Source organism: Pseudomonas saxonica (assembly GCF_007858365.1).
Taxonomy (GTDB): domain Bacteria; phylum Pseudomonadota; class Gammaproteobacteria; order Pseudomonadales; family Pseudomonadaceae; genus Aquipseudomonas; species Aquipseudomonas saxonica.
The window spans coordinates 1-26,462 of record NZ_VFIO01000020.1 but is presented as its reverse complement, the minus strand read 5'-3'; the positions used below and the strand labels follow the sequence as shown (position 1 = coordinate 26,462).

Below are 26,462 nucleotides of genomic sequence, written 5' to 3'. Positions count from 1 at the left end.
AGCCGTACGAACTCAGGGAAATCCCCGGCCTGAAAATCATCATTGCGACCCTCGCCACCAGCGACCCGGCTCCGGGAAGTGCACCGCCTCTGCCCATGTCGGCCGAGACTGAAGCCCAGCTCAACGCGCCAGTAACTAAAGCTCGATATAAAAACATCTACGTGCATTCAAAACTGCTGTTGGTGGATGACGTTTATACCTTGCTCAGCTCCGCCAATATCAATATCCGCAGTATGCACAGCGACTCGGAACTGGGGATTGCTCATCCTCATCCGGTGTTGGCGAAGTCTTTAAGGGAGAAGTTGTGGGGGATGCATGCGGGTGAGGTTGACACATCAGCCCTTGACAATTACGACTTATGGAATGATGAGATGGATAAAAACTGGAAGTTACGGACAAGCGAACTTCCATTAAATACACACCTACAGCGCTTCTGGGACATCTCAACTCCTTACAGTCCCCTTTTTACGGTAGATTAATGCGCCTATTTAATCGAATTATTTTAACTGCGCTTTTAAGTTACGGAGTCTCTACCATGGCCGAACCTAAACCTTATGTTTGCGTACAAGAAAAAGACTTCCTACCCATACTCGACCCCGTGGCAGATGCCTGGTACCAAGAAGCCGTACTTCTTGCAAAACCCGACACTTTACGGCCTTGGGAACACATAGTTGAGCTATACAGCAAAGCAATAGAGCGCGATCACTGGAAAGCCATGCATAACTTGGCGGCCCTCTATCGCACGGGGTGGCCAGGAGGTGTTGAGAAAGACATACAAAAAACCATCGACCTCTACCAGCGCATGATAGATCTGAATATCCCCCAAGGTTTTTACAATATGGGGGCAATCATTGGAAACAAAGCCGGTGTTAAAAACCCAGCAATAGATGGTCTTACATTTCTGGACAAGGCCGCAAGAATGGGTAATCCGGCTGCACTTACAGAGCTTGGAAAACTATACATATATATAGGAAAAAATAAACCATTAGGGTTACAGCTCACACAATGTGCTGCCGATCAAGGATATGGCCAAGCCAACTACGAGCTCGCTACCTACCACGAACTAATTAAACCAAACTTCCCTAAAGCACTAAAACACTACCAAATTGCTCTTTCACAAGGCCACAACACCTCAGGACGTATTATGCGACGAGTCTTTAATGCAAAGACTTCACCTCATAACGCTATGTGGTATAAACCCAGCGAGCAACTGTACACGATATATAACAACCTCTATCAGCAACTCCTAATTAATTCCGACTTACGCTTTCCCACTTTAATGAAAGACTACCCTCTCCCGCCCCATCCAACACAAGGTTATGACGCAGACAGACCGAACTGGAAGCCAGATCTATAGATCCTTTGCAAGCTGACCCACAGAGTAGTCGAGTTGAACAACGCTAAAAATAGAAAAAAGGATATAACCATGCAGCACACAAGATACTGCAGTCACCTAAAGGAATAGTCATGCAACTATTCAGTGTCTTTATGCTTTTCTTGCTTCTAATTACAGGCATTCCTGTAATGGCAGAATTACGCCCTTTTGTATGCACTCAAGAAAAGGACTATTTACCTTCACTCGACCCTTTAGCGGAGGCTTGGTATCAAGAAGCCGCACTACTGGCAAAGCCGGACACTTTGCGACCATGGGATCGCATCGTTGAGTTGTATAGCAAAGCCGTAGAGCGAGATCACTGGAAAGCCATGCATAACTTGGCCGCCCTCTATAGAACTGGCTGGCCCGGAGGTGTTGAAACAGACATCCAAAAAACCATCGACCTTTATCAACGCATGATTGACCTAAAGATACCGCAAGGTTATTACAATATGGGAGCGATAATCGGCAATAAGGCAGGGGTTAAAAATCCAGCAACGGACGGCCTAGCATTCCTAAACAAAGCGGCAAATATGGGCAATCCAGAAGCGCTCACCGAACTTGGGAAATTGTATATTTATGTAGGGGGAAATAAAGAGCTAGGTCTGCAGTACCTCCGCTGCGCTGCCGAGCAAGGATACGGGGATGCAAATTTCGAGCTAGGCATCTATTACGAAATAAATAAAAAAAACTTTCCCATTGCCTTAAGCCACTACCAAATAGCTCTATCGCAAGGGCATAGTTTATCAGCACTTCAAATGATAAATGTATTCGAGAGTACAAGTCTTCGGCACAACGCAATGTGGTACAACCCTGATGAAGCACTATCAAAGTTATACACAAGGTTAAGAGCAGAATTGAAATCAGACCCCGACATACGCTTCCCCACCCTAATGAAAGACCACCCACTCCCGCCCCATCCAACCCAAGGTTATGACGCAGACAGACCAGGCTGAAAGCCTGAGCAATAGCGGCCCTAAACGCGCACTTAAACACTAGAACGTCTACCCAGACGCAACAATCCATTATTTCCCTTGCGAAAGCCTATGAAAACCAACTTCCTGTTTTACATTCTGCATTTGGCCATGAGCATAATAATCATTGTGTTTACTCCATTACCCTCAATGATGGGCATGGCGTTTTGCGCAGCTATTGCGGCACTCATTCCAATGCTAATAGCTGGACGACATCAAAAAAACCTCAGGCCAATCAGCGAAAACTGGGTATCCACACTGGGATGTTCTGTTTTTATGGGTGTGGTGATCACCGCCCTCTTCACAGCCAAAGCCTTTGTTTACATTCTTGCCGTCAGCATTACGGGGTCACCTCATGCAACCGATGACTTACAGATAGGAAAACTGGTCGCCATCTGGCTATGCACCTCTGTTGTCGCAACAGCCTGTGTTTTCTTTGCCTATGACTTTATTAGGGCGCTACGCAACAACAGGAATTGATAACCCATTACACATCCGTCAATTTTATCCTCCATCGCCACCCTAATAAAAAAGAGAGCGACACTGATGCCTACCAAGACTCTGTTTTTGATTCTTTACACTGCACTGGTGATCGCAGCCAATTATTTCTTCCCGTCCGGTAAGATCACTGACACGGCATTAATCGCGGCCTGCACGATACTTATTCCGGTACTTTTATTTCGCCACGAGCGAAAATATTTCGTATCCCTTAGAAACAACTGGGGCTCGACAGCGGGGATTTCTTTATTGCTGGGCTGTATTTTTGCCGCAGTCTACACAGTGGAATTCTATTTCCATAACGTGACCATCATCATTTTTGGTGTGCCCTTAGCCACTCTTTACAAGGGCATGGCCCGCCTGTTTGCGTTTTTATTCACCCTTTCATTTGGCATAAACATCTGCGTATTGGTTTTATACGATTTCTTCAGAATCAAGCCCTCCTCCACCCTGTAAACATCCCGACCACGGGTGCTTTTACATGCGACTTCCCGCTCACATGTGCAGCCGTACTACATGCCGTGTGTATAACGTAAATAACCAAAAACAATAAACACTATGAACGACTTAAATCCATTACATGCTGTTTTAGACCATTCCCAACGTTTGCGTCAGGTAGTTGACCGATTGGGTTATTCCAGCCCCGAAACGACGTGGCGCGGCTGGCACGTGGCGCATTGTTTTAACTGCAAGCAGGGCCATGTGATTTCTACGCCCCCGTCTGCTCTGCTGCGGGCTAATGTGACGGGTTGCAAACAGTGTGCCGGGGAAGCGCGCTTGCAGGCAGTACATCTGGCTGCACAGTCGGTCGGGGCAACGTGCCTGTCGACTCGATGGGAGGGAGAGCAAGCGCTGTATTCGTTCAAATGCAGCTGTGGGCACCAATGGCAACGCAGGGGGCGTCACGTTGCCAAATCTCCTGCCTGCCCCTTATGCATGCGTCGTGCCCACAGCCATCGCCTGCGTCTGCAAGACGGAATGGACAAGATTCGCCAGGCCGCTGCCGCCCGCGGTGGCGAATGTTTGGCCCACGTGTATGAAAACAGTGCTCACTTTTACCCTTTTCGTTGCGCCAAGGGCCACGAGTGGAACGCTCAAGGTCATGAGGTGTTGCGCGGCAGTTGGTGCAAGCGGTGTTCCTGGTTGCAAAGAAGCGAACAATACCTGATGCCCAATGGCCTCGAACGACTGCACGCCATAGCCGCCAGCCACGGCGGCGAATGCTTGAGTCAAGGTGCCTACCGAGGCGTGGGTGAGCGTTATGGCTTCCGTTGCAAACAAGGCCATGAGTGGCAAGCATTGGGCAAGCGTGTAGTACGTGGCGGCTGGTGCCCTCTTTGCGCAAACGATAAAAAGCGCCTGACCCTTGAGACGGCGCAAGCCGATGCAAGAAAAAGAGGAGGTCAATGTTTGTCGACCGCTTACACCAATAATTCGACGCCCCTGGAGTGGGTCTGCCATCGGGGCCATTTTTGGAGGGCTGCGCTGGCGACGATTCGCAGCAACCACTGGTGCCCCCAGTGCGCCATCATTGCGCGTATCACCAATCCTAAATCCAAGGCCCGCTTGCGCTATGGGCTTGCGCCTTAAGCACAGGAGTATTCACCCCCTGAACTCAAGACTTGCCGACCGTCCAGGCAGGCGTAGAATTGTCGGTTTTGTGCGTTAAATACTGTGGATACTCGCTTGTGAATTCTGTAACACATAACCTGCCTTCCAAGGGCGCCAACCGGGTGATCCGGGTTACAACCGAGGTGCGCGCGCTATTGGCGCTGGCGTTGCCAATCATCGTTTCCCAAGTCGCCACCACCGCGATGGGTTTTGTCGATGCCGTTATGGCGGGCCGTGTCGGGCCTCGCGATCTGGCTGCCGTAGCATTGGGCAACTCAATCTGGGTGCCGGTGTTTCTGTTGATGTCAGGCATCTTGCTCGCGACTACGCCAAAAGTCGCTCAGCGCTTCGGCGCTGACACTCACAGTGATATTGGACCCATCGTGCGTCAGGCCCTCTGGCTGGCGGTGATGACCGGGCTGTGCGCAGCCTTTGTGTTGATCGGCGCAGAGCCGCTGCTGCATGTGATGAACGTCGCCCCTGACTTGATTGAGCCGTGCATGGGCTATTTACACGGCATTGCCAGCGGTATGCCAGCCGTAGGCCTCTATTGCGTGTTGCGTAACTTCAGTGATGGCCTGGGCAAAACCCGGCCAAGCATGGTACTCGGCCTCTGTGGGCTAGCCCTGAACATCCCGCTCAACTACATCTTCATTTACGGACATTTTGGCGTACCGGCCATGGGTGGCGTGGGCTGCGGATGGGCGACGGCCATTGTCATGTGGTTTATGGCGCTGGGCATGGTGGTGTGGACTTTTCGCGGAACGATTTATCAATCGAGTGAGGTGTACAGCCGCTTTGAATGGCCACAATGGGCAGTTATCAAGCGTTTGCTCAATGTAGGTCTGCCCATCGGCATCGCGGTTTTTGCCGAATCCAGCATTTTTGCCGTGATTGCGCTGCTGATCGGTAGCTTGGGCGCTACCGTTGTGGCGGGCCATCAGATTGCGCTCAACTTCAGCTCGCTTGTGTTTATGATTCCGTATTCGCTAGGCATGGCAATCACCGTGCGCGTAGGCCAGGCTTTGGGCCGCGGGCAGCCTAGAGAGGCGCGCTTTGTCGCCGGTGCAGGCATGGGCACGGCGCTAGTATGGGCGTGCATTTCTGCGAGCCTGATTGTGTTGTTACGCGGCCAAATTGCGACGGTGTACACGGCCGACCCAAAGGTGATTGAAGTGGCGAGCATGCTGTTGATGTTTGCTGCGCTGTATCAGTTCTCCGATGTCATTCAAGTGACCGCCGCCGGCGCGCTACGCGGTTATCAGGATACCCGCGTGACCATGATCCTGACGCTGTTTGCCTATTGGGGCATTGGCTTGCCGGTCGGTTACGCACTGGGGTTGACTGACTGGCTTGGCCAGGCCCATGGTCCAAGTGGTCTTTGGCAAGGGCTGATTGTGGGCCTGACCTGCGCTGCGCTGATGCTGGGCCTACGCCTAATGCGCACGGCAAAAAAACGGATTAGGGCCGCTTGATCCGTATTTTCACGACGTACTGTGTGCCTATTTGATCTGAATCGGGACGACTGTCGACGCTGTGCCGTTATACTCCCGTCTTTTTTATGAAGGGCAACGGCACGTGGCAAACAAAAGGTACAGCTGCATTGGTTTATACAACCCCAAATCACCGGAAAACGTCGGTTCGGTGATGCGCGCGGCTGGCTGCTATAACGTGGCGTCCGTGTTTTACACAGGCAAGCGCTATGAACGCGCCCGGGATTTCATCACCGATACAAAGAAAGTCCATCAGGATATTCCCCTGATCGGCATTGATGACCTTAAAAAGATCATTCCTCTGGGGTGCATTCCGGTCGCGGTCGAAATGGTTGAAGGAGCGCGCTCACTGCCTGAGTACACTCACCCGGATCGGGCAATTTATATTTTCGGTCCGGAAGACGGGTCTCTGGGCAAAGACGTGCTGGAGTGGTGCGAAGACGTTATTTATATCCCGACCAATGGCTGCATGAATCTCGCAGCCACGGTCAATGTGGTGCTTTACGACCGATTGGCCAAGGGTAACAACACCCGCTCCGGCCCCAAATTCGGCTAAGTTACACCTTGTCTTTATTCTGCTGGCTGGCGCTCCAGTCCACCAGCAGGCTATAGGCGATGGCCAGTAAGGTCGGGCCGATAAACAGGCCAATAAAGCCAAACGCGATCAAACCGCCGAATACTCCCAGCAAGACAATGACCAAAGGCAAGTTACCGCCTCGACTGATCAGGTAAGGCTTGAGTACGTTGTCGACACCGCTAATGATCAGCGTGCCCCAAATACCCAGGAAGATTGCCATCCCGTAGTCGCCTTTCCAGGCCAGCCATGCCGTGGCTGGAATCCAGATCAGCGGCGGCCCCATGGGAATCAAGCTCAGCAAAAAGGTGGCCAGCCCCAACACCAGAGCCCCCGGCACGCCGGCAATCAGAAAGCCGATCAGCGCCAGCAAGGCCTGGGCAGCAGCCGTACCGATGACACCATTCACGACACGCTGGACCGTTCCCGCCACCAATTCCTGATAGTAATCAGCGCGCTCGCCGATCAGGCGCTCGAGCAGCCCGTGAACAAAAGCGGCCAGACGTGGGCCGTCACGGTAGAAGAAGAAGACAAAAACAATACTGAGCGTCAGCTCCAGAATGCCACCACCAATCTGTGCACTGCGTGCCAGCAACCAATTACCCACCTGCCCCAGATAAGGTTTGATGGTCACCAACAAGGCTGCGCCCTGCTCGTCGATGGTGTCCCACATGCCCACCAGACGTTCGCCAATCAAAGGAATACCGGCCAGCCATGTTGGCGCTTCAGGCAGACCTTCGAGCTGAACGTCCTTCACAAAGGTAGTGGCATCGCGCACGTGGTCGGCCAGGTTCAACCCCAACCACACCAGGGGCCCCGCAACCAGTAGCATCCAGCCTAACGTCAGGATACCCGCCGCCATTGACTCTCGCCCCCCAAGGGCGCGTGTCAGCAAACGCATCAACGGCCAACTGGCAAACGCCAGCACCGCGCCCCAGAACAAAGCCGACCAAAACGGTGCCATCACCCACAGACTGGCACCAAACAACACCAGAAGCAGAATCTGCACCAGCAGGCGATCGTTATTGACCATGTGTGTTCCGCAGAAAATACAACGTGAAATAAGAAGCGACGGCTACGCCAAGTGCAGCCGTCGTAGCGGTATGACTAGCGCAGTAACTCGATATGCAAGCCTTTGGCCTGACTGTTGCCCAACTCCATACGAGCGGCCCGTACACCTTTGTTGATCAGTGCATCGCGCCATGCAGAGGCTTGGCTGCCAGTCAAACTGACTCTAGCGGTGGTATCAAGGTTCAATGCGCGTGAAATCAAGGTCAGCCACTGCGCATCTGGCTCACCTGTGAGTTTAGGAAAGTCCAGCTCGCCCGTGCTTTTCAACTGACGTTGCAAGGTGGCCGAGGTAGGCAACAACTCACCGAGGTCGGTGCTCGCCTGCATTTGTTCGACATGCAGATAGGCTTTGCGGTTGCCCCGATCGATGCCATACAAGGCAATCAATTGGTTCTGCTCGGGGGCAGCCCGACGCAACAACAAATAGGTTTGCTGCTCATCTGAACCCGTCAGTTTTGAGTTACCGAACACCTCATTTGCCCACAGGCTGCTTTCACCACAATCCCGTGCCTGGCACCAGAACAGCAATTCGGCACCTTGTGCTTGCAGGGCTTCACGCGCAGCGGTGAACGCTTCGGTTGCACTGTGTTCAGCAGGCAATTCGTAAGTTACTGCGGTGGTCTGACCGCGGGTGTTGAGTTGTGCTTCAAAGCGCAATCGACCACTGATTTTACGAATTGAGCCCATCGGGTAGATACGCTCAACATCAGGGCGAACGGTGTAATCAACGATTTGTGCGTCGGCCAGGCGCGGTATACCCGGCAAGTCAAGGCTGCCGGGAACATCAGCGGCCCACAGTAGAGGACTTGAACAGGCCAAACCCAGCGTCAGGATGAGGCGGGCAGAATGTTTCATCGGCGCATGCCACGCAGTGGTGGCGTGTCATTGTGCATCCATGCGATAGAGACCGGATGGCCTTTCGAGGTCGCAGCGGTATAGAGATCTATCATGGTTGTCTCCCATTTCAACCCGCCAAGCCTCGGCAGTTGGTTGCCGCAAGTCAAGGAGCAGCGAAGAACCGATTGAAACAGTCTGCAACAAGGATGGCGCCCGCCTCGTCATTCAGGTGCAAATGGTGCCCCCCGGCTAACCGTTCAAGGGTGAAGGGTAGACGATCCAGCAACTCGGGATGATCAATCAGCATGCCCTGTTCAGCTACGATCAATGTCGTCGGGCACGCCACTCGCAGAACAAATGACATGGCCTGTTCGTCTGTCATGCGTACAGGCGATGGCAAGGTCAGGCGACTGTCGCTACGCCAGCTATAGCCGCCGGGGACGGGCATCAGCCCACGCAAGGCCAAAAGCTCTGCCGCTTCTCGACTGACCGCGACCATGCCTTTCATTCGCGCTTCAATCGCCCGCTCCAGTGTTGGGTGCACCGATTTGTGCTTATTGTTGAGGTTAAGCTGCGCCTGCAGTGCTTTGCCAATTTGCTGGGCTGCATCCTCTGCAGGGCCGCTACGCAGCAAAATGCCGTCAATCAGTGCCAAATGCGTGATGCGCTCGGGGAATGCGCCAGCAATGACGACAGACACAATCGCCCCCAGAGAGTGCCCCAAGAGAGCAAAACGCTTCCAGCCCAGTTGCTCTGCCACACGCAATACATCAAAGGCGTAGTCCGCCAGGGTATAGCCTGCTCCGCAGGGCCGGTGATCGGAATGACCATGCCCGGTGAAGTCCAGTGCGACGATACGTAGCCCCTCAAGCTTGGGCGCCAACCGCGCAAAGCTGTTGGCGTTGTCCAGCCAGCCATGCAGGGCGATGACGGGCAACCCGTCTTCGGGGCCAAAAATATGCGCAGCAAGCTCGATATGCGGCAGGCTCAAGCGAATTTCTTCAACCACAAAACTCATGCAATAGGCTCTTTAATGTCCAGAATGGCGAAGCGCCCAGCGGGCAAAAATGTCTTTTAGCAAGGCCGCAGTGGCATGGGGTTGCTCCAGCGGGAACATATGCCCGCCGGGCACACTCATTGACTCGCCGTTGGGCATGCGCGCTACGGCCTTGGCATGATGCCGCATGACCACACGGCTGTCTCGACCGCTTACCACCGTCAAGGGCACTTGCAGGGAGCGCGCTCTGCCGGGACTGGTGTGAGGAACCCCCCGGTAGATGTTAATTTCTGTTGCAGGGTCAAAGCGCAAGCGCAAGCGATCTGCAACCGGGTGCAGGCCATGCACCAGATACGCCTCAAAACAATCGGGGTCGAAACTGCGAAACAGCGACTTGCTGGCAAAGTAGTCCCTGGCCGCCGCGTGATCGGAAAACTCCTCACGACGCCCCAAGGTACGACCGGCTGGAGTCAAACGGTCGATAAAACCAAATCGCTTGGCAGCGCGAATCACCCACTGATCCATCAAGGTCAGAACCGGTGAGTCCAGCATGACCACACCTTTGTACAAATGCGGACAGCGCAAAGCCGCGTGTAGGTGCAGCATCCCGCCCAGTGAATGGCCTACACCCAATACTGGACCGCTTTGCTGTTGCAGATGAAAAATCAGCTCATCCACCAGGTTGTGCCAATTGTTGTCTACGGGAAAGCGTGGATCATGCCCATGCACCGGTAAATGAGTGACGGCATAGTCCGGAGCGAGGGCATCGAACAATTTAGCGTAGGTGGCCGATGGAAAGCCGTTGGCGTGGGCGAAAAAAACCTGCCGAGACATACAAGGCGTCCATATGTAGGAGTACGCCTTATTGTCTGTAGGAAATTTCTTTATAACAACTTATAGATACGCCATGAGTGACGCCACTCCGGCCACGACATGACCATTATCACCGCGCTGGCGGCGCATCACCCAACGGCACTACCGCTATGGTCAATCGGGAGATGCAGTTGAGTTTGCCGCTCTCATCTGTCAGGCGAATGTCCCACACATGGGTCGTGCGGCCCATATGGATCGGCCGAGCAACAGCACTGACCCGACCGCTGCGCACACCGCGTAGATGGTTGGCGTTGACCTCAAGTCCCACGCAATAAAACTTCTGGGAATCGATACACAGATAACTGGCCATCGAACCCAAGGTTTCAGCCAGAACCACGGACGCGCCACCATGCAGCAAGCCGAAAGGCTGATGAGTGCGATGGTCAACCACCATGCTGGCCGTGATTGACTCATCGTCGTACGCATCAAACGTGATATCGAGCACGTCGCAAATGGTGTTTTTACGCATCGCGTTGAGGTGTGCCAGATCGGGCGGGCGTGTCCACATACTCATAGGGCATTCCTTGGTCAGAGAGTGCTAGGGGCGGCATGACCTGAACTATGTTTCACTCCCCGCCCTTTATGCAACCACCCCGTACTGGAACCTGTCTTTGGCTCCTTGAGGGAATGTCAGGGATTAACCACTCCCCGCAATGTCATGCTGCCTGCCAAGGGCCACTCACCTTCAAGTTCTGCAAGGCTGGCTGTTTGCATGGGCTGTGGCTGACGTAAATGACCGAACTGAAGCAGGCTGATCAGATCGCCCACGAAAGGCTGATGACTCACCAAAAGTACATGCCCATCATCAGGGAGTCGGCTGGCGGCATATTTGGGTTCGCTGTCCGGGGTCAGCCACGGCACGGTTTGCACCTCCCCCGTAAACCCCAGCACTTCACACACCAGCGCGGCGGTTTGCTGCGCCCGCACATAGGGACTGACCCAGATGCGATCCAGTGGCTTGCCCACGAGTTGAGCCGCACTGCGCCGCACCTGTTCACGCCCCCGGATAGTCAGTTCGCGCTCAGCATCTCGTCGGGCGTATGGCTCAGCTTCTCCATGACGTAATACCCACAGTTTCATGGCTTGCTCTCGGTGCTGGCCACATAAGGTGCCTCGCCTTCTGGCGCACGCGCAGTCGGCCAATCAGCGAACGGCCAAGGTTTTTGCTCAGTGTGAAAACTGCCAAAACGGCCTATTTGCGCAAGGTACTGGCTCAGGCTGTCGCCAAAGCTCATCAGCCCGCCATTGGGAGCACCGTAGACCAGACGGAATATCAGTTGCCCCAGCACCAGCCCGCCAAGCACCAACTGTGCGACTTGCCAGACCAAAAGGAAGACCAGCATCCACAGCACACGCAAAACAATGGGCTCGTACTTCGGGGCAATTTTGGAATCATTCATGTGCTGCTCCTTCGCTTAGTTAAAACCACTCGGAGAGATAAAGTCGACATCGGTCTTGGGCTCTGCGCGCATCAGTAACTCGATGACTTGCGCAAGTGTGCGGCCTTCAAAAAGGACTGCGTGCAAGCCGGCAACCAGTGGCATGTAAACATTCAATTCCTGCGCTTTCACCTTGAGCACCTTGAGCGTATTGACACCCTCAGCGACTTCACCCAAACGCGTGACAGCTTCTTCAAGACTCAAGCCCTGCCCCAAGGCAAAACCCACTTGATAATTACGACTTTTGGGGGATGAACAGGTCACTATCAAATCACCGACACCGGCCAGCCCCAGGAAAGTCATCGGATTGGCCCCCTGGCTGACCGCAAATCGGGTCATTTCTGCCAGCGCGCGGGTAATCAGCATGCTTTTGGTGTTTTCACCCATACCCAGCGCCACGGCCATACCGGCCATAATCGCGTAAACGTTTTTTAACGCCCCGCCCAACTCCACACCAAATCGGTCAGCACTGGCGTATACCCGGAAAGTACGGCCATGCAGTGCCGACTGAACACACGTGCACAGCGCTTCGTCAGCACTGGCCACCACGGTTGCTGTCAGTGCGTGTTCCGCCACCTCACGCGCCAGATTAGGCCCGGACAAAACGCCGATTCGGGCTTGCGGGGCTATTTCCTCGAGAATTTCACTCATCAGTTTAAAACTGTGTGCTTCAATCCCTTTGGTCAGACTGATCAGCATTTTTCCGCTCAAGCGCCCGGCATGCTCGGCCAGCACATTGCGCAAGGCACTGGAAGGCAACGCCACAAAACACAGATCACATTCATCGAGTGTCGCTTGCAGGTCTGTAACCGGCTCAACCCCAGGATGAATTTTGATGCCTTTAAGGTAACGGGGGTTTTCTCGATTAAGCCGGATGGCTTCGGCCTGTGCAGGATCGCGCATCCATTGACGTACGCGATGGCCATTTTCTGCCAGCAAGTTGGCCACGGCGGTGCCAAAGCTTCCGCCTCCCAAGACCGCAATAGAGCGCTGTTCAGTCATCTGTAGTCCCGTCATCTATCTAGCCGTTGGCAATGGCCGCATTATACGGAGCACATCCTGCAAGGCGAGAGTTTGAACGTTTCAGATACTGTAAATGAAGGGTTTTGGCTGGAAAAGTGAGTCAGCTCAGTTACCATGCTGCCAGCAACTTAACAGAGTGAGGCAGCCGTCCTGCCCACGAAATTAGCTGACTTCATCGTCAAGGATGAGCGAACACATGGGCAATACATCCGGGGCCATGCGCAAGACTGACGGGGCGTTGTGTAAATGATCAGTCGCCGCCGTTGGGACATTCACACCCGTACACAAATGATGAGCCTCGGGCCGGCGCTTCTACTGACGTTGCTGTTGATCAGTTTTTTTACTTTTGTGCGCATTCAGGACTTGCGCCAAGAGATGAATCATACCGGCCAATTGATAGCCAACCAGTTGGCGCCTGCAACGGAATACGGGGTAATCACCGGTAACGCACAAGTACTGGATACCTTGGTAAAAGCCTCGCTCAACACACCGCATGTGCAATTTGTGCAGGTACAGGACCGTAACAACAATGTACTGGTCCATGCTGAGCAACCCCTGTTACCTCAGGAGCAAGCCGCACCGACAGAAGTCTTTCAGGCCCCGGTTCGTTTGCAAAGAAACGCCGCGGGTAACGCTTTTGTATTGAGCAACCGGCAGGCTTCGGCGCCGGACGAGGATTACTTGGGCAAGGTACGGGTGGGCATGTCCAACCAGGCATTCAGCAAGCGTCAGCAGGAGATTCTGCTGAAGGCCGTGATTCTGGCCCTTTTTGCCCTTGGCTTTACCTATTTACTCGCACGCCGTCTGGCCTCCAATCTGTCCCGCCCCATCATGGCCATGAGCAACGCCGTCAATGCCATCCAGCGAGGAGACTACAAAACACCCTTGCCCGTGGTCGATGACGGCGAGTTAGGCAGCTTGGCCCAACATATCAACAATTTGGCCGACGGCCTGGCCAAAGCCAGTCGCGAACAACAATCCGCTATTTCTCAATTGATTCAGGCACGCGAAGAAGCCGAACGAGCCAACAGCGCGAAAACTGACTTTCTGGCAATGATGAGCCACGAATTACGCACCCCAATGAATGGCGTACTTGGGATGCTTCAATTAATGGAAACCACTGAAATGACCGAGGAGCAGGCCGAGTACGCTGCCCTGGCCTCGGAATCAACCGAACACCTGCTAAAAGTCATCAACGACATCCTCGATTTCTCGAGAATCGAGCGTTCGGCACTTGAGCTCGAAAACATTCCGTTTAATCTCGCAGAACTGGTCAGCAACTGTGCTCAAGCATTCCAGCACACAGCCGGGCAACGCGGTTTGCAGTTGCAGTTAACCCTTCCCGAGGGCTTGCACGACCTGCACGTTCTGGGTGACCCCACCCGTATTCGGCAAATCCTGGTCAATCTGATCGGCAATGCGTTGAAGTTTACCGAGCAGGGTCAGATCAGCATCGAACCGCACTGGCAGCCGTTGGACCATGAGCTGATCTGGTTTAGCTGTACGGTGCGCGACAGCGGTATCGGCATCAGTACCGACAAGCTCGAGTCGATGTTTAACGCATTCCAGCAGGCGGACAGTTCCATTTCACGTCGCTATGGCGGGACCGGACTGGGGCTGCCCATCGCTCGTACGCTGGCAGAGCGCATGGGTGGCACTCTGCATGCCAAGAGTGAAAAAGCTCAAGGCTCCGTGTTCACGCTGGAAATTCCGCTGGAGCTTCACCACTCTGCACCATTGACCAACCGGCCCGATTTAACGGCCCAGGCAAGGCAAATGGCGGGCCGCACCATCTTGCTGGTCGAAGATAATCGGGTCAATCAAACCGTCATTGAGGCTGTACTGGTCGGGCTGGGCTACGAGGTGTGCGTGGTCAGTGACGGCGCCCAGGCCATTCATTGCGCGAACACAGAGCGCTACGCCGCTATTTTGATGGATTGCCGGCTGCCGATCATTGACGGGTATGAAGCAACCCGGCAAATTCGCCAATTACCGGGCTGCGCCACTGTTCCTATCATCGCCCTGACGGCCAACGCTTTACAGGGGGATAGAGAAGCCTGCCTGGAAGCCGGAATGAACGATTACCTCGCCAAGCCGTTCAAACGGGCTGATCTTGAACAAATTCTGCAACGCTGGGTCCAGTGATTTATGGCTAATTACTGGCGTTAAATACAAAAGTGCGGCAGTCTTAGGCACCCTGATGGGCCCCTGAACCGGCCTGATTTAAATTTTCAGTGAACAAGTGTACATTCTTGTCCTTGACGCTGTGACTTTCACTACAACGCAATAGTCTATGTGTAGGCTGGCGAACTGAAACATGCACGTTTCAGTTGGTCGGGAAGAATTGCCCCACCTGCCGCATGGGATTATTGAGGAGCTCGCATGACCAAACAAAACGCCTTTACTCGGGAAGATCTGCTGCGCTGTAGCCGCGGCGAACTTTTTGGCCCGGGTAACGCGCAACTGCCCGCCCCTAACATGCTGATGGTTGATCGCATCACCCATATCAGTGACGAGGGTGGCAAGTACGGCAAAGGTGAATTGGTCGCCGAGCTGGATATCAATCCAGACCTGTGGTTCTTTGCTTGCCACTTTGAAGGCGATCCAGTCATGCCGGGCTGCCTGGGCCTTGATGCCATGTGGCAGCTGGTTGGCTTTTTCCTCGGCTGGCAAGGTTTGCCGGGCCGCGGTCGCGCACTGGGTTCAGGCGAAGTGAAGTTCTTCGGCCAAGTGTTGCCAACCGCCAAAAAGATCACCTACAACATTCATATCAAACGCGTTCTGCGCGGCAAGCTGAACCTGGCCATTGCCGATGGTTCGGTGAGCGTAGATGGTCGCGAGATCTATACCGCCGAAGGCCTTCGAGTCGGCGTTTTTACTTCCACTGAAAACTTCTAAGGGTTATCCGCATGCGTCGTGTCGTTATCACTGGTCTGGGCATTGTTTCGTGCTTGGGCAATGACAAAGAGACCGTCTCCGCTAACCTGCGTGCAAGTCGACCTGGCATCCGATTCAACCCGGAATATGCTGAAATGGGTCTGCGTAGCCAGGTTTCCGGCTCCATTGACCTGCCTCTCGAAGAGCTGATCGATCGCAAGATTTATCGCTTCGTCGGCCACGCAGCGGCTTACGCTTACCTGGCCATGAAAGACGCCATTACTGATTCGGGTCTGACCGAGGAGCAAGTCTCCAACCCGCGTACCGGCCTGATCGCCGGTTCCGGCGGCGCATCAACCTTGAACCAGATGGAAGCGTTGGACATCCTGCGTGAAAAAGGCGTCAAGCGTGTTGGCCCGTACCGCGTAACGCGGACCATGGGCAGCACCGTGTCCGCTTGCCTGGCCACGCCCTTCAAGATCAAGGGCGTGAACTACTCGATCTCTTCTGCCTGCGCTACCAGTGCTCACTGCATCGGCACCGCAGTTGAACAAATCCAGCTAGGCAAACAAGACATCGTTTTTGCCGGCGGTGGCGAAGAAGAACATTGGAGCCAATCGTTCCTGTTCGACGCCATGGGCGCCCTGTCCACTCAATATAACGACACGCCTGAAAAAGCATCCCGTGCTTATGACAAAAACCGTGACGGTTTTGTTATTGCCGGTGGCGGCGGCATGGTTGTCGTTGAAGAACTGGAACACGCTCTGGCTCGCGGCGCCAAAATCTACGCTGAGATCGTTGGCTACGGCGCAACGTCCGACGGCTATGACATGGTGGCCCCAAGCGGCGAAGGCGCTATCCGCTGCATGCAGATGGCAATGGCCACTGTTGATGGCCCGATCGACTACCTCAATACTCATGGCACCTCTACTCCGGTAGGCGACGCCAAGGAAATGGAAGGTGTTCGTGCGGTGTTTGGCGACAAAGCGCCTGCCATCAGCTCGACCAAAAGCCTGTCGGGTCACTCCCTGGGCGCCGCAGGCGTTCACGAAGCGATCTACTGCTTGCTGATGATGGAAGGCAACTTCATTGCCGGCTCTGCCAACATCGAAGAACTGGATCCGGTCGTTGCCGATATGCCGATCCTGACCAAAACTCGCGAAGACGTCACGTTGAACAATGTGATGAGCAACAGCTTCGGTTTCGGCGGGACTAACGCCACTCTGGTACTGAAGCGCTGGACTGGCCAATAAGCCGTCCGCTCGCGACATGAAAAAGCCCCGACTGTTCGGGGCTTTTTTTGGTCTGTAAAAAACCGGTTAGCGCTGCTTTGGCAGCACGGACACGAAATTATCCTTGGCTACTTTATGTGCGACGCTTTCAGGCAAAGCATCGAGAAAGGGATTAAAACTCTTTAATTCCACACCCAGTTTGTCAAAGCGGCCCACCACATCTGACCCCAGCATAAATCGGTCCGGGAAGCGCTTTACCAGCGTGACCCATTCAGGCCTGGCCTTACCGTTTTCATCCAGCAGATACGGAGTGAGCATGCTCCAGGAAAGGTCTATATACAGGTTTGGGTATTTAGCCAATAGACGTGTCAGCTCGGGCAGCAAAAACGGCATTTGCGTCTGGTGCCGATGAATTTCGGCGCTGGTGCCGGCATGTGCCCAAATGAATCGGGTATCAGGATGCAAGGTCAGCGGCTCCTCAATCTCGGCCAGATACAGCGGATTGCGCTCTCGCTTGGACGTAATGTTGGAATGCACTAAAACGGGTAAATCATACTTCGCGGCCAGTGCGTAGACCTTGCTCAGCGCTTCATTGTTAGCGCGCGGAGTATCACCGGAAATAAGGGCCGTCAGGTCGTCATGGCGCGTGAAGACTTCACCGATGCCCTGCCACAACCCAGGATCCAGATCGAGCATGCGCTGTATGTGAGCCGCCGAGTTTTTGTCATTTGGATTAAACCCTGACAGAAACGGATGAAAATGCTCCCGCTGCTCAGCAGTCAACTGCCTGACTGCCGTCGCAACCCAAACATCCGTTGCGCTATACCAATAGGCATCAGCATCGTCGCCGGCGTAATAACGTGGACGCTTGGGCTCGTCCTCGTGCCATTTTTTGGCGACCGGAATACCGGAAATCATCACATGATCAATGCGATTTTTGGCCATGGCCTTAAGTAACGTACTCATGCCCTCGGTTTCCTGGAAGAAGTCGACGTAGTGAAGGTGGGCATCACTGTAGGCATAGTCCCTGGCTTGAACCCATGCACTTGCAGTCAACAGCCCCAAAGCCAGCACAGAGTGTTTCAATCGCACCTTAACTCTCCTCTCCCGTAGTCACTGTAGACCTGCGGCGAGGCTTACAGGTTCAGCAAGCGATCAAAGGGAACGCACAACGCGCAACATGCTCTATAAAGATCAGGACCTTTATCTCTGCCACTGTGAGGTTTGCCATGACTGTTACCGTAAATACCGTGTCTCACGACAGCTTTCGCCACAGCATCAAGATTGACGAGCACGAAGTGTTCACTGATTTGCCCAAAACAATGGGCGGCGAAAGCTCGGCCCCCTCTCCCCATGATTATTTCGATGCCGCTCTGGGCGCGTGCAAAGCACTGACGGTCAAGCTCTATGCGCAAAAGAAGGACATTCCGCTGACCGGGGTCACGGTGGAAGTCAAACACGACGCCAGTGAGGAGCAGCAGGGCAAATACGCGCTGCATGTCAAACTGACACTTAAAGGCGTTTTGACCGATGCTCAACGCGAAGAGCTGCACAGAGTGGCTGACAAGTGTCCAGTGCATAAACTGATGACCACCGCCGAAATTACCATTGAGACTCATCTGTCTGAGGGTGCTTTCAGTCAGTAATCCAGAAACAGGGTCGTAAGGCGTTGGGTTATGCTCAACGCCCCCCTCTGCCGGAAATGCACGATGGATTCCTTGACCGTGATTCGCCCCCGAGCTGAAGAAGTCGAAGGCCAACCGATCCTACGCCCCCTGCCCTCAGCCAAATGCCGCAGCGTTGGGCCTTTCGTATTTTTCGATCATATGCTTCAAACACACTATTGGCCTGGCCAAGGGATGAATATTCGGCAGCATCCACATATCGGCCTGTCGACCCTGACCTATTTATTTGAAGGGCAACTCCAACACAAGGACAGCTTGGGTTCGGACCAGCTCGTCAACCCTGGCGAAGTCAGCTGGATGACGGCAGGTGCCGCGATTGCCCACATTGAACGAACACCCTGCGCATTGAGGGCTCAAGGTTCAACCTTACATGGATTGCAAGTATGGCTGGCCTCCCCCAAAAAAGATGAACAAGGCCCGGGGCTCTACAGCCATCACACTGCCGACAGTTTGCCCGTCAGTGACCGCTCAGGGGTCCAGATTCGTCTGATCGCAGGCACCGGGTTTGGTCTGATTTCACCTGTACCCGTGCTCTCGCCTACTCTGTACGCCGAGGTGCATATGCAGACAGCCACCACGCTCCTCATCCCGACGGAACATGCTGAGCAAGCGCTCTATGTACTGGAAGGTGATGTTCTACTGGACGACCAAGCTATCGAGCCCCACTGCCTGGTGCTACTGCCCTCTGCGAAGGAAGTTACATTATTCGCAGAGAGTGATTGCCATCTGGTATTGATTGGAGGCGCTGCGCTGGACGGCCCGAGGCGCATGAACTGGAATTTTGTGGCCAGTAATCCGGCGCTGATAGATCAGGCCAGAGCGCGCTGGACGGCCGGAGATTGGCCGACCGTACCTGGTGAGAACGGTCGGATAGAGCTGCCATGAAAGCTTGCTGCAGTTCGTTTGTTTACAAAACCATTGCCGCCACCCAGCCAAAGGCCAGTAGCGGCAAGTTGTAATGCAGGAATGTAGGCACGACGGTGTCCCAGATATGGTGATGCTGGCCGTCAATGTTCAGGCCGGAGGTCGGCCCCAAGGTAGAGTCTGACGCAGGTGAACCCGCGTCACCCAAGGCACCTGCCGTACCGACGATACAAACAATGGCCATCGGGCTAAACCCCAACTGCACGCACAAGGGCACAAAAATCGCCGCCAGAATGGGCACAGTCGAAAACGATGAACCAATGCCCATGGTCACCAGAAGCCCGACCAGCAACATCAACAGTGCGCCAATTCCCTTGTTGTGATTCATCCAGCCGGCGGAAGTCTCTACCAAAGACTTAACTTCACCCGTCGCCTTCATTACCTCGGCAAAACCTGAGGCCGCGATCATGATAAAACCAATCATGGCCATCATTTTCATACCTTCAGTGAACAGGTCGTCAGTCTCACGCCACCGCACAATTCCTGAAGCCGAGAAAATCAAAAAACCCGCCAGAGCACCGATGATCATAGAACCCAGCCACAGCTGGATGATAAATGCGGAGGCAATAGCAACCCCAGCCACAATCAGTGTCAGCGGGTTGTACCTGACCGCGACCTGCTCGACCTGCTCAATCTTGACCAGGTCATACTCGCGTTTTTTGCGATAGCTGATAAACACCGCTACCAACAAGCCAAACAACATGCCAAGCGCAGGAATGGCCATCGCGTGGGTGACATTGACCTGACTGACATCCACACCACTATTGCGCACGTTCGCGAGCAAAATCTGATTGAGGAAGATGTTGCCAAAGCCTACGGGTAAAAACATATAAGGCGTGATCAAACCAAACGTCATCACGCAGGCGATCAAGCGTCGGTCAATTTTTAATTTGGTCAACACGTACAGTAGAGGCGGAACCAGCAAAGGAATAAATGCGATATGTATCGGCAGGATGTTCTGCGAGCAAATCGCAACCACCAGCAATAAGCCGATCAAAAGCCATTTGATCCGGTTACCACCGGTAGCGTGCTGCTTGTTGACCATGAGCAGGGCTTTATCGGCCAAGGCATGAGCCAGACCTGATTTAGCGATAGCGACCGCGAAAGCTCCCAGCATGGCGTAAGACAAAGCGACTTGAGCCCCACCGCCAAGCCCGCTATTGAACGCATTGAGGGTTGCCTCAATGCCTAAGCCGCCCACGAGGCCGCCAACGACTGCCCCCACGATCAGAGCGATCACCACATGCACACGGGACAGGCTGAGCACAAGCATGATGCCAACCGCTGCAATTACTGCATTCATCTTTACAACCTCATAGAGCGCACCACGATAAAACACCGTAAAGCGGGAAACTCCGGACGCAAGACTGCTGTTTCAGTCGCCGGATCTGAAGGAAGGACTTATTTGAGGGCGCACACTTTGCAGCAGCATGGACGCCTTGTCAAAGTGAAGCCTGAAGGCCTCCACCGCATGTTCGCCAAGGAGTCCTAACCCCAGAATCCCGGAAGTTTAAGGATTTTATCAGCGATGAATGCAGACGCTTAAAAGCAGAGATTGCAGTAAAGAAAAACCGCTGGCGGCCGCTAACAGTCAAAGCCTCTATTTAGGATGTCTCCATGTCGGTCCGACAGCTTTCCATCCAGTGGAAAATCTCCCTCCTCTCCGGTCTTTGCCTCCTCAGTATCGTAGCTCTGCTGGTAGGACTTTCGCTTTATCGCATGGATTACACCACACAGCTTGTAGAGGCTTCGAGCACACAGATGCTCAATGAGGCGGCCAAGGCACGCATTGAAGCCCAAGGTGAAGCTCAGGCGCTGGCAATCAGCCGTCAGTTTATGGATGCCTATCAATACGGCAATGGTTTCGCACGCCAGGTCCTGTTTTTGCGTGAGCAATCGGAAAAGCGTTTTCTGGATGCATTTGACCTGCGTGAAGACCTGACCCGTCAGGTAAAGGCGGCATTACAAGCCAACCCTGATTTGCTTGGCTTGTCCCTGGTGTTTGAAGCCAACGCACTGGATAGCAAGGATGCGTTGTTTGACCATCAAAAAGAGCTAGGCAGCAATGATAAAGGCCGCTTTTCTCTCTATTGGTCGCAGCCAACGCCCGGCACCCTGACATCGATGGCCTTGCCGGAAGCCGATCTGGCAGACACCAGCACCGGCCCTAGCGGGCAAGCTAATAACTCGTGGTTCACTTGCCCTCGAGAGACACTGAAACCGTGCATTATCGAGCCTTATTTTTACGAGATCGATGGTCAGAACGTGTTGATGACCAGCATCGTTTTTCCACTGCTGGTCAATGGCAAGCTGATCGCTTCGCTTTCGGTTGATATCAACCTCAATAGCCTGCAAGCCATTAGCAAACTGGCGAGTCAAAAGCTGTATGACGGGCAAACCAATGTCAGTATTGTCAGTTCGGCAGGCATAGTGGCCGGGTTCAGCAAGGATGCGAGCAAACTGGCACAGCGCCTTGATCAAGTAGACGTCGAGGATGGTGCACAACTGATAAAGTTGATGGCCACTGGCGATCAGCCGCAAAGCCTGCATGCGCATGAACGCCTTAAAATACTGACACCGTTTAAACCTATTCCCGGCAGCAAGCCATGGGGCGTATTGCTGGACGTGCCTGAAAAAGTGCTGGTTGGCCCCGCCCAAGCGTTGCAAGTCGAACTAGAAACACGAAATCGCGATGGCGCACTGATTGAACTAAGTTTGGGATCGCTTGCTGCGGTCATCGGCTTGCTACTGATATGGCTGATGGCTCGCAGTGTCACACGTCCGATTCTGGGCGTTGCGAATATGTTGGAAGACATTGCCAGCGGTGAAGGCGACCTGACACGACGTCTGGCTTATGACAAAAAGGACGAATTGGGCCAATTGGCCGGCTGGTTCAACCGCTTCCTCGACAAGTTACAACCCATTATTGCTGAGGTTAAGCGTTCAGTGCAGGATGCTCGCAACACGGCTGATCAGTCAGCAGCCATCGCTACCCAGACCAGCGCAGGGATGGAGCAGCAGTACCGTCAGGTTGATCAGGCTGCCACTGCATCCCATGAAATGAGTGCCACAGCACAAGATGTTGCCCGCAGCGCAGCCCAAGCCGCACAAGCTGCGCGGGATGCAGACGAAGCAACGCGTCAAGGGCTGACCATCATTGATCGAACCACATCGAGCATTGATGTTCTGGCTGCAGACATGAACGTGGCCATGACTCAAGTTGAAGGGCTGGCGGCTAATAGTGAAAAAATTGGTTCGGTACTGGAAGTCATTCGTGCCATTGCCGAGCAGACCAATTTACTGGCATTGAATGCGGCCATTGAAGCAGCGCGTGCAGGTGAGGCTGGCCGAGGTTTCGCGGTAGTAGCTGACGAAGTTCGCAACCTGGCCCGCCGAACACAAGAGTCGGTCGAAGAAACTCGGCAAGTGATCGAACAGTTGCAAGTAGGCACTCAGGAAGTCGTCAGCTCAATGAGCAACAGCCATCGCCAAGCCCAGGGCAGCGTTGAGCAAGTGAGTCAGGCGGTAACGGCTCTGCAACAGATCGGTCAAGCCGTCACGGTCATTACGGACATGAACCTGCAGATTGCCAGCGCCGCGGAAGAACAAAGTGCAGTGGCCGAAGAGATCAATAGCAATGTGGCCACTATCCGTGATGTTACGGAGTCTTTGTCCGAGCAGGCCAACGAATCTGCACGGGTCAGCCAGTCTCTGAACACTCTGGCGAATCAACAGCAGACTTTGATGGATCAATTTCGCGTCTAAGCAATACGATCAGCGTAAACGGTGACTGGTCTTGTATGACCCGTCACCCTTATCGGGGGCGCATCTGCAACTTGATCAACACTGACAACCCGCCCAATGCCCCCGTAGACAGCTGCATCTGCCCTCCCCAAGCTTCTACGACATCCCTCACAATGCCCAACCCCAAACCATGACCATCGGTTTGCTCGTCTAGCCGAGTTCCTCGACTGAACACCTGGTCTCGCTCTGATTCAGGAATGCCTGGGCCATCGTCCTGTACCTCAATTTCAAACTCGTTTTCTCTCTGGACGATTCTTAGCTCAACCTGAGCGTCTGCCCATTTGCAGGCGTTATCCAATAAATTACCGAGCAATTCGAGCATGTCCTCACGATCCCATGGCATGTGAAGACCTGAAGGGACATTAAATTTCAGATCGAGATGCTCGCCGTAAATCATGCCAAGTGTGGCCATCAAGCCGGGCAGTTCAACATCCGCCTCAAAATGAGCGCCTGGAAGCGCATCACCCGCCAGGCGAGCACGATTCAGCTCGCGGCTCATGCGTTGTTGTATGTATTCAAGCTGCTCGCTCAGGGTGCTCTGGATCTGGGGGTAAGCAGCAAGACGCGGGTCCTTCGCCAGACTGAACAACACAGCCAATGGCGTCTTTAATGCGTGCCCTAAATTGCCAATGGCATTACGCGAGCGTTTCAAGTTGTCTTCAGTGTGGATCAACAAGTGATTTATCTGCGTCACCAACGGCTCAAGCTCCTGAGGAACCTGTTCATCAAGCTGCGAACGCTGCCCCGCCTGTAATTGGACAATCTGTTTTCGGGCAGTTTCCAATGGCCGTAACGCCGTTCGCACCGTCAACCTTTGAAGCAGCAAGATCACGATCAGGGCAACCACCCAAATGCTTAAACCCACCCGCTGAACTTGCTGGAAGCTTTCTCGAATGGGTGTGTAGTCCTGAGCCACTGTGATGGAGACTGTTTGACCAAAGCGCTGATAAATGCTGTTTAAAACAAGCAGCATCTGACCGTCCGGCCCAGGCTCCAGCGCTCGATCCAATCCCGGATGGCTGGGTTGAGGTAACTGAGCATCCCACAACGAGCGGGAACGCCAATGTGTATCACCGAAGGCAATACTGAAGTAATGGCCTGAAAAAGGCCGTTGATAGGCAGGTGATATTCGACGCTCATCCAACTGCAAGCCTTGAGGCGTTCGGCTCAACGCAATCAACAGGTTTTCACTGTCGTTTTGCAGACCTGACTCCAAATAGCGCTGAAGACCGCTTTCAAATAGCCAGATGCTGACTTGCCCCACCACCAGGCCGGCAATCAACAGCGCACTGATTAAACCCAGGCTCAAACGCCGCTGAATGGACTTCACTGATCACCAGCGCCAAAAATATACCCTTGCCCACGGCGTGTTTCTATTACCGCTCGACCGAGCTTGCGACGCAAGTGATTAACATGGACTTCCAGAACGTTAGAGTCACGCTCCGTCTCACCATCGTAAAGGTGTTCTGCCAGATGACTTTTGGAAAGAATTTGCTGAGGATGGAGCATAAAATAACGCAGCAGGCGAAACTCGGAAGCCGTCAATTGCACTTCTTCGCCATGATTGATTGCGCATTGACGGGACTCATCGAGCTGAAGGCCCGCAGATTTCAGAAGCGGTTGATTCACTTGGCCGTGAGAGCGCCGCAATAACGCCTGCACACGCAATTGCAGCTCTTCAGGATGAAAAGGTTTGGTGACATAGTCATCAGCACCTGCTTTCAGACCGTCAATGCGCTCTGACCAAGAACTTCGCGCGGTTAAAATGAGTACTGGTATAGACAGACCTTCAGTGCGCCACTGTTTGAGCACCTCGATTCCTGACAGCCCGGGCAGTCCAAGATCGAGAATAATTAAATCATAAGGTTCACTTTTACCCTGATAAAGAGCATCACGGCCATCGGCCAACCAATCAACCGCGTAACCCTGGCGAGAGAGACTCGCCATCAGTTGATCAGCCAAGGGAACATGATCCTCTACCAACAGCAGCCTCATTAATCATCTTCCTCATCTTTGAGCAAACGGCCATCACTGGCATCAAGCTTTATTTCACGCACAATTCCAGCCGAAGTTAACAACTCGACTTCATAAACATAAACATCGTGCTTTTCCTCCAGCTCGGCCTCCAGAAGCTTTGAGCCCGGGTAACGCTGAAGAACCTGTTGCAAGAGTTGCTCCAATGGCAAAATCGCGCCTTGCTGACGTAAACGCAAGGCTTCGTCCTGCCCCAAATCACGTGCAGAGGCCAAAGAGCAGAATACACAAAGCATCAGCGCAGCAACCCTGCCAACTTGCACATTCACTGTCATCACTTGTCTCGCTGGCCTCCGCCTGATCACCTGCTTGCAGTATCGCAAACATTTGATCATAGAGATGCAGGCTTAAATGAAACTGAATTTACAAGCCTGGTAACAACGTGACCGTGAGGGCGAATTCCGCACGTATGGGGTTAGCTGCTAAACTGCAGGCCTGCATTCGTCCCTTAGGCGATAGCCACCTTTTCAAGAGCAATCAACACTGTGGAAATTTTCAAAGAATTCACCTTCGAATCGGCGCACAAGCTACCTTACGTCCCAGAAGGTCATAAATGCGGCCGTTTGCACGGCCATTCGTTCAAGGTTGCGATCCATTTAAGCGGCGACGTTGATCCTGCCACTGGCTGGATACGTGATTTCTCGGAAATTAAAGCCATTTTCAAACCGCTATACGAGCGACTTGATCATAACTATCTAAACGATATTCCTGGATTGGAAAATCCGACCAGCGAAGTACTGGCAAAATGGATTTGGCAACAACTCAAGCCACTGCTTCCAGAGTTGTCTGCAATTCGCATCCATGAAACTTGCACAAGTGGCTGTATTTACTACGGTGATTAAGAAGCACCATAAAAAAAACCACCTTTTGAGGTGGTTTTTTTATATTTTCGATTCGAGCAACGGCCAAAATATGATTAACCGCAAGTGAATCAGCCCCCTTTAGCGGACCTGACCATCTGAAGTCAGATAATAACAAGCTGCTTAATATTTTTTTCGTGCACAAAAACAAACCCCCTGTCTGCGTGAGCAGACAGGGGGTTTGGAATTTAATCTTGACGATGACCTACTCTCACATGGGGAAACCCCACACTACCATCGGCGATGCATCGTTTCACTACTGAGTTCGGGATGGGATCAGG

General features: G+C 53.4%; 28 protein-coding genes, 1 rRNA gene and 1 pseudogene. 16 read left to right on the top strand and 14 right to left on the bottom strand.

Annotation, left to right across the window (positions count from 1 at the left end):
• The 8 genes from FJD38_RS24010 to FJD38_RS23975 all read left to right on the top strand — a co-directional run.
• The coding region (locus tag FJD38_RS24010) for a phospholipase D-like domain-containing protein (RefSeq protein WP_341874149.1) at positions 1-479 on the top strand (479 nt) is incomplete at its 5' end.
• Positions 479-1,357: a tetratricopeptide repeat protein gene (locus FJD38_RS24005; RefSeq protein WP_244302804.1), complete on the top strand. Its 879-nt coding sequence runs from the start codon at positions 479-481 to the stop codon at positions 1,355-1,357. The genes FJD38_RS24010 and FJD38_RS24005, both read left to right, overlap by 1 nt.
• Before the next feature lie 110 nt (positions 1,358-1,467).
• On the top strand, positions 1,468-2,331 hold the full coding sequence (locus FJD38_RS24000; protein ID WP_167654301.1) for a tetratricopeptide repeat protein: 864 nt from the start codon (positions 1,468-1,470) through the stop codon (positions 2,329-2,331).
• 90 nt (positions 2,332-2,421) lie between these two features.
• On the top strand, positions 2,422-2,829 hold the full coding sequence (locus FJD38_RS23995; protein WP_146387981.1) for a hypothetical protein: 408 nt from the start codon (positions 2,422-2,424) through the stop codon (positions 2,827-2,829).
• A gap of 66 nt (positions 2,830-2,895) precedes the next feature.
• Positions 2,896-3,303 carry a hypothetical protein gene (locus FJD38_RS23990; protein WP_146387979.1) on the top strand — a complete coding sequence of 136 codons (408 nt, stop codon included), beginning with the start codon at positions 2,896-2,898 and terminating at the stop codon, positions 3,301-3,303.
• Positions 3,304-3,783: 480 nt separating this feature from the next.
• Entirely contained in the window at positions 3,784-4,437 is a 654-nt protein-coding gene (locus tag FJD38_RS23985; protein ID WP_122783874.1) for a hypothetical protein, read from the top strand.
• A gap of 98 nt (positions 4,438-4,535) precedes the next feature.
• Positions 4,536-5,933, top strand: a complete 1,398-nt coding sequence (locus FJD38_RS23980) for an MATE family efflux transporter (RefSeq protein WP_146387977.1) — start codon at positions 4,536-4,538, stop codon at positions 5,931-5,933.
• A 103-nt stretch (positions 5,934-6,036) separates the two neighbouring features.
• On the top strand, positions 6,037-6,507 hold the full coding sequence (locus tag FJD38_RS23975) for an RNA methyltransferase (protein WP_122783876.1): 471 nt from the start codon (positions 6,037-6,039) through the stop codon (positions 6,505-6,507).
• 1 nt (position 6,508) lies between these two features.
• Here the strand turns inward: FJD38_RS23975 and FJD38_RS23970 are convergent, their stop codons facing one another.
• The 8 genes from FJD38_RS23970 to FJD38_RS23935 form a co-directional block, all read right to left on the bottom strand.
• Positions 6,509-7,558, bottom strand: a complete 1,050-nt coding sequence (locus FJD38_RS23970; RefSeq protein WP_122783877.1) for an AI-2E family transporter — start codon at positions 7,556-7,558, stop codon at positions 6,509-6,511.
• Between the two features lie 74 nt (positions 7,559-7,632).
• A complete protein-coding gene (locus FJD38_RS23965) occupies positions 7,633-8,451 on the bottom strand; it encodes a DUF4892 domain-containing protein (RefSeq protein ID WP_122783878.1) in 819 nt (272 codons plus the stop codon).
• A gap of 145 nt (positions 8,452-8,596) precedes the next feature.
• The gene (locus FJD38_RS23960; RefSeq protein ID WP_146387975.1) at positions 8,597-9,451 is read right to left on the bottom strand and encodes an alpha/beta hydrolase; all 855 of its coding nucleotides are present in this window, start codon (positions 9,449-9,451) and stop codon (positions 8,597-8,599) included.
• A gap of 12 nt (positions 9,452-9,463) precedes the next feature.
• Positions 9,464-10,264, bottom strand: coding sequence for an alpha/beta fold hydrolase (locus FJD38_RS23955; RefSeq protein ID WP_146387973.1), 801 nt, complete (start codon positions 10,262-10,264; stop codon positions 9,464-9,466).
• A 109-nt stretch (positions 10,265-10,373) separates the two neighbouring features.
• Positions 10,374-10,817: a hotdog fold thioesterase gene (locus FJD38_RS23950; protein WP_146387971.1), complete on the bottom strand. Its 444-nt coding sequence runs from the start codon at positions 10,815-10,817 to the stop codon at positions 10,374-10,376.
• 116 nt (positions 10,818-10,933) lie between these two features.
• The gene (gene sixA, locus FJD38_RS23945; RefSeq protein ID WP_146387969.1) at positions 10,934-11,383 is read right to left on the bottom strand and encodes a phosphohistidine phosphatase SixA; all 450 of its coding nucleotides are present in this window, start codon (positions 11,381-11,383) and stop codon (positions 10,934-10,936) included.
• Positions 11,380-11,703, bottom strand: a complete 324-nt coding sequence (locus tag FJD38_RS23940; RefSeq protein ID WP_122783883.1) for a DUF4389 domain-containing protein — start codon at positions 11,701-11,703, stop codon at positions 11,380-11,382. The genes sixA and FJD38_RS23940 overlap by 4 nt, the downstream gene beginning before the upstream one ends.
• 15 nt (positions 11,704-11,718) lie before the next feature.
• Positions 11,719-12,744: an NAD(P)H-dependent glycerol-3-phosphate dehydrogenase gene (locus tag FJD38_RS23935; protein WP_146387967.1), complete on the bottom strand. Its 1,026-nt coding sequence runs from the start codon at positions 12,742-12,744 to the stop codon at positions 11,719-11,721.
• Between the two features lie 267 nt (positions 12,745-13,011).
• On the opposite strand from FJD38_RS23935, the gene FJD38_RS23930 reads away from it, so the two are divergent.
• From FJD38_RS23930 to fabB, 3 genes are all read left to right on the top strand, one after another.
• Entirely contained in the window at positions 13,012-14,910 is a 1,899-nt protein-coding gene (locus FJD38_RS23930) for an ATP-binding protein (RefSeq protein WP_146387965.1), read from the top strand.
• Positions 14,911-15,147: 237 nt separating this feature from the next.
• The gene (gene fabA, locus FJD38_RS23925; protein WP_122783886.1) at positions 15,148-15,663 is read left to right on the top strand and encodes a 3-hydroxyacyl-[acyl-carrier-protein] dehydratase FabA; all 516 of its coding nucleotides are present in this window, start codon (positions 15,148-15,150) and stop codon (positions 15,661-15,663) included.
• Positions 15,664-15,674: 11 nt separating this feature from the next.
• Positions 15,675-16,895 carry a beta-ketoacyl-ACP synthase I gene (gene fabB / locus FJD38_RS23920; RefSeq protein WP_122783887.1) on the top strand — a complete coding sequence of 407 codons (1,221 nt, stop codon included), beginning with the start codon at positions 15,675-15,677 and terminating at the stop codon, positions 16,893-16,895.
• Positions 16,896-16,961: 66 nt separating this feature from the next.
• Here the strand turns inward: fabB and FJD38_RS23915 are convergent, their stop codons facing one another.
• Positions 16,962-17,945, bottom strand: coding sequence for an amidohydrolase family protein (locus FJD38_RS23915; RefSeq protein WP_146387985.1), 984 nt, complete (start codon positions 17,943-17,945; stop codon positions 16,962-16,964).
• Between the two features lie 158 nt (positions 17,946-18,103).
• On the opposite strand from FJD38_RS23915, the gene FJD38_RS23910 reads away from it, so the two are divergent.
• Positions 18,104-18,520 (top strand): OsmC family protein, encoded by a 417-nt coding sequence (locus FJD38_RS23910; RefSeq protein WP_122783888.1) that lies wholly within the window; start codon positions 18,104-18,106, stop codon positions 18,518-18,520.
• Positions 18,521-18,583: 63 nt separating this feature from the next.
• Positions 18,584-19,444, top strand: coding sequence for a pirin family protein (locus FJD38_RS23905; RefSeq protein ID WP_146387964.1), 861 nt, complete (start codon positions 18,584-18,586; stop codon positions 19,442-19,444).
• A 22-nt stretch (positions 19,445-19,466) separates the two neighbouring features.
• On the opposite strand, the gene FJD38_RS23900 is transcribed toward FJD38_RS23905, so the two are convergent.
• Positions 19,467-20,786, bottom strand: a complete 1,320-nt coding sequence (locus FJD38_RS23900) for a Na+/H+ antiporter family protein (RefSeq protein ID WP_122783890.1) — start codon at positions 20,784-20,786, stop codon at positions 19,467-19,469.
• Positions 20,787-21,100: 314 nt separating this feature from the next.
• On the opposite strand from FJD38_RS23900, the pseudogene FJD38_RS25215 reads away from it, so the two are divergent.
• Positions 21,101-22,390: pseudogene (locus FJD38_RS25215) on the top strand (methyl-accepting chemotaxis protein); the annotation flags it as partial.
• A gap of 102 nt (positions 22,391-22,492) precedes the next feature.
• On the top strand, positions 22,493-23,248 hold the full coding sequence (locus tag FJD38_RS25210; protein ID WP_411736500.1) for a methyl-accepting chemotaxis protein: 756 nt from the start codon (positions 22,493-22,495) through the stop codon (positions 23,246-23,248).
• A gap of 49 nt (positions 23,249-23,297) precedes the next feature.
• Here the strand turns inward: FJD38_RS25210 and FJD38_RS23890 are convergent, their stop codons facing one another.
• From FJD38_RS23890 to FJD38_RS23880, 3 genes are read right to left on the bottom strand one after another with little or no spacing between them, the layout of a single operon-like run.
• Positions 23,298-24,617 carry an ATP-binding protein gene (locus FJD38_RS23890; RefSeq protein ID WP_146387960.1) on the bottom strand — a complete coding sequence of 440 codons (1,320 nt, stop codon included), beginning with the start codon at positions 24,615-24,617 and terminating at the stop codon, positions 23,298-23,300.
• Entirely contained in the window at positions 24,614-25,282 is a 669-nt protein-coding gene (locus FJD38_RS23885; protein ID WP_146387958.1) for a response regulator transcription factor, read from the bottom strand. Before FJD38_RS23885 ends, FJD38_RS23890 begins: the two co-directional genes overlap by 4 nt.
• The gene (locus FJD38_RS23880) at positions 25,282-25,596 is read right to left on the bottom strand and encodes a PepSY domain-containing protein (RefSeq protein WP_122783894.1); all 315 of its coding nucleotides are present in this window, start codon (positions 25,594-25,596) and stop codon (positions 25,282-25,284) included. Before FJD38_RS23880 ends, FJD38_RS23885 begins: the two co-directional genes overlap by 1 nt.
• 210 nt (positions 25,597-25,806) lie before the next feature.
• On the opposite strand from FJD38_RS23880, the gene queD reads away from it, so the two are divergent.
• Positions 25,807-26,163 (top strand): 6-carboxytetrahydropterin synthase QueD, encoded by a 357-nt coding sequence (queD, locus tag FJD38_RS23875; RefSeq protein ID WP_122783895.1) that lies wholly within the window; start codon positions 25,807-25,809, stop codon positions 26,161-26,163.
• Positions 26,164-26,373: 210 nt separating this feature from the next.
• On the opposite strand, the gene rrf is transcribed toward queD, so the two are convergent.
• A 5S ribosomal RNA gene (rrf, locus tag FJD38_RS23870) occupies positions 26,374-26,462 on the bottom strand; the annotation flags it as partial.

Excerpts from the sequence above, each read along its gene's own strand:
- FJD38_RS23910 (WP_122783888.1), top strand. The coding sequence starts at position 18,104 with ATGACTGTTACCGTAAATACCGTGTCTCACGACAGCTTTCGCCACAGC.
- FJD38_RS25210 (WP_411736500.1), top strand. The coding sequence starts at position 22,493 with ATGGAGCAGCAGTACCGTCAGGTTGATCAGGCTGCCACTGCATCCCAT.
- FJD38_RS23955 (WP_146387973.1), bottom strand. The coding sequence starts at position 10,264 with ATGTCTCGGCAGGTTTTTTTCGCCCACGCCAACGGCTTTCCATCGGCC.
- FJD38_RS23990 (WP_146387979.1), top strand. The coding sequence starts at position 2,896 with ATGCCTACCAAGACTCTGTTTTTGATTCTTTACACTGCACTGGTGATC.
- FJD38_RS23995 (WP_146387981.1), top strand. The coding sequence starts at position 2,422 with ATGAAAACCAACTTCCTGTTTTACATTCTGCATTTGGCCATGAGCATA.
- FJD38_RS23985 (WP_122783874.1), top strand. The coding sequence starts at position 3,784 with ATGCGTCGTGCCCACAGCCATCGCCTGCGTCTGCAAGACGGAATGGAC.
- FJD38_RS23940 (WP_122783883.1), bottom strand. The coding sequence starts at position 11,703 with ATGAATGATTCCAAAATTGCCCCGAAGTACGAGCCCATTGTTTTGCGT.
- FJD38_RS23885 (WP_146387958.1), bottom strand. The coding sequence starts at position 25,282 with ATGAGGCTGCTGTTGGTAGAGGATCATGTTCCCTTGGCTGATCAACTG.
- FJD38_RS24000 (WP_167654301.1), top strand. The coding sequence starts at position 1,468 with ATGCAACTATTCAGTGTCTTTATGCTTTTCTTGCTTCTAATTACAGGC.
- FJD38_RS23960 (WP_146387975.1), bottom strand. The coding sequence starts at position 9,451 with ATGAGTTTTGTGGTTGAAGAAATTCGCTTGAGCCTGCCGCATATCGAG.
- fabA (WP_122783886.1), top strand. The coding sequence starts at position 15,148 with ATGACCAAACAAAACGCCTTTACTCGGGAAGATCTGCTGCGCTGTAGC.
- FJD38_RS23935 (WP_146387967.1), bottom strand. The coding sequence starts at position 12,744 with ATGACTGAACAGCGCTCTATTGCGGTCTTGGGAGGCGGAAGCTTTGGC.
- FJD38_RS23970 (WP_122783877.1), bottom strand. The coding sequence starts at position 7,558 with ATGGTCAATAACGATCGCCTGCTGGTGCAGATTCTGCTTCTGGTGTTG.
- FJD38_RS23965 (WP_122783878.1), bottom strand. The coding sequence starts at position 8,451 with ATGAAACATTCTGCCCGCCTCATCCTGACGCTGGGTTTGGCCTGTTCA.
- FJD38_RS23900 (WP_122783890.1), bottom strand. The coding sequence starts at position 20,786 with ATGAATGCAGTAATTGCAGCGGTTGGCATCATGCTTGTGCTCAGCCTG.
- FJD38_RS23930 (WP_146387965.1), top strand. The coding sequence starts at position 13,012 with ATGATCAGTCGCCGCCGTTGGGACATTCACACCCGTACACAAATGATG.
- FJD38_RS23880 (WP_122783894.1), bottom strand. The coding sequence starts at position 25,596 with ATGACAGTGAATGTGCAAGTTGGCAGGGTTGCTGCGCTGATGCTTTGT.
- FJD38_RS24005 (WP_244302804.1), top strand. The coding sequence starts at position 479 with ATGCGCCTATTTAATCGAATTATTTTAACTGCGCTTTTAAGTTACGGA.
- sixA (WP_146387969.1), bottom strand. The coding sequence starts at position 11,383 with ATGAAACTGTGGGTATTACGTCATGGAGAAGCTGAGCCATACGCCCGA.
- FJD38_RS23950 (WP_146387971.1), bottom strand. The coding sequence starts at position 10,817 with ATGAGTATGTGGACACGCCCGCCCGATCTGGCACACCTCAACGCGATG.
- fabB (WP_122783887.1), top strand. The coding sequence starts at position 15,675 with ATGCGTCGTGTCGTTATCACTGGTCTGGGCATTGTTTCGTGCTTGGGC.
- FJD38_RS23905 (WP_146387964.1), top strand. The coding sequence starts at position 18,584 with ATGGATTCCTTGACCGTGATTCGCCCCCGAGCTGAAGAAGTCGAAGGC.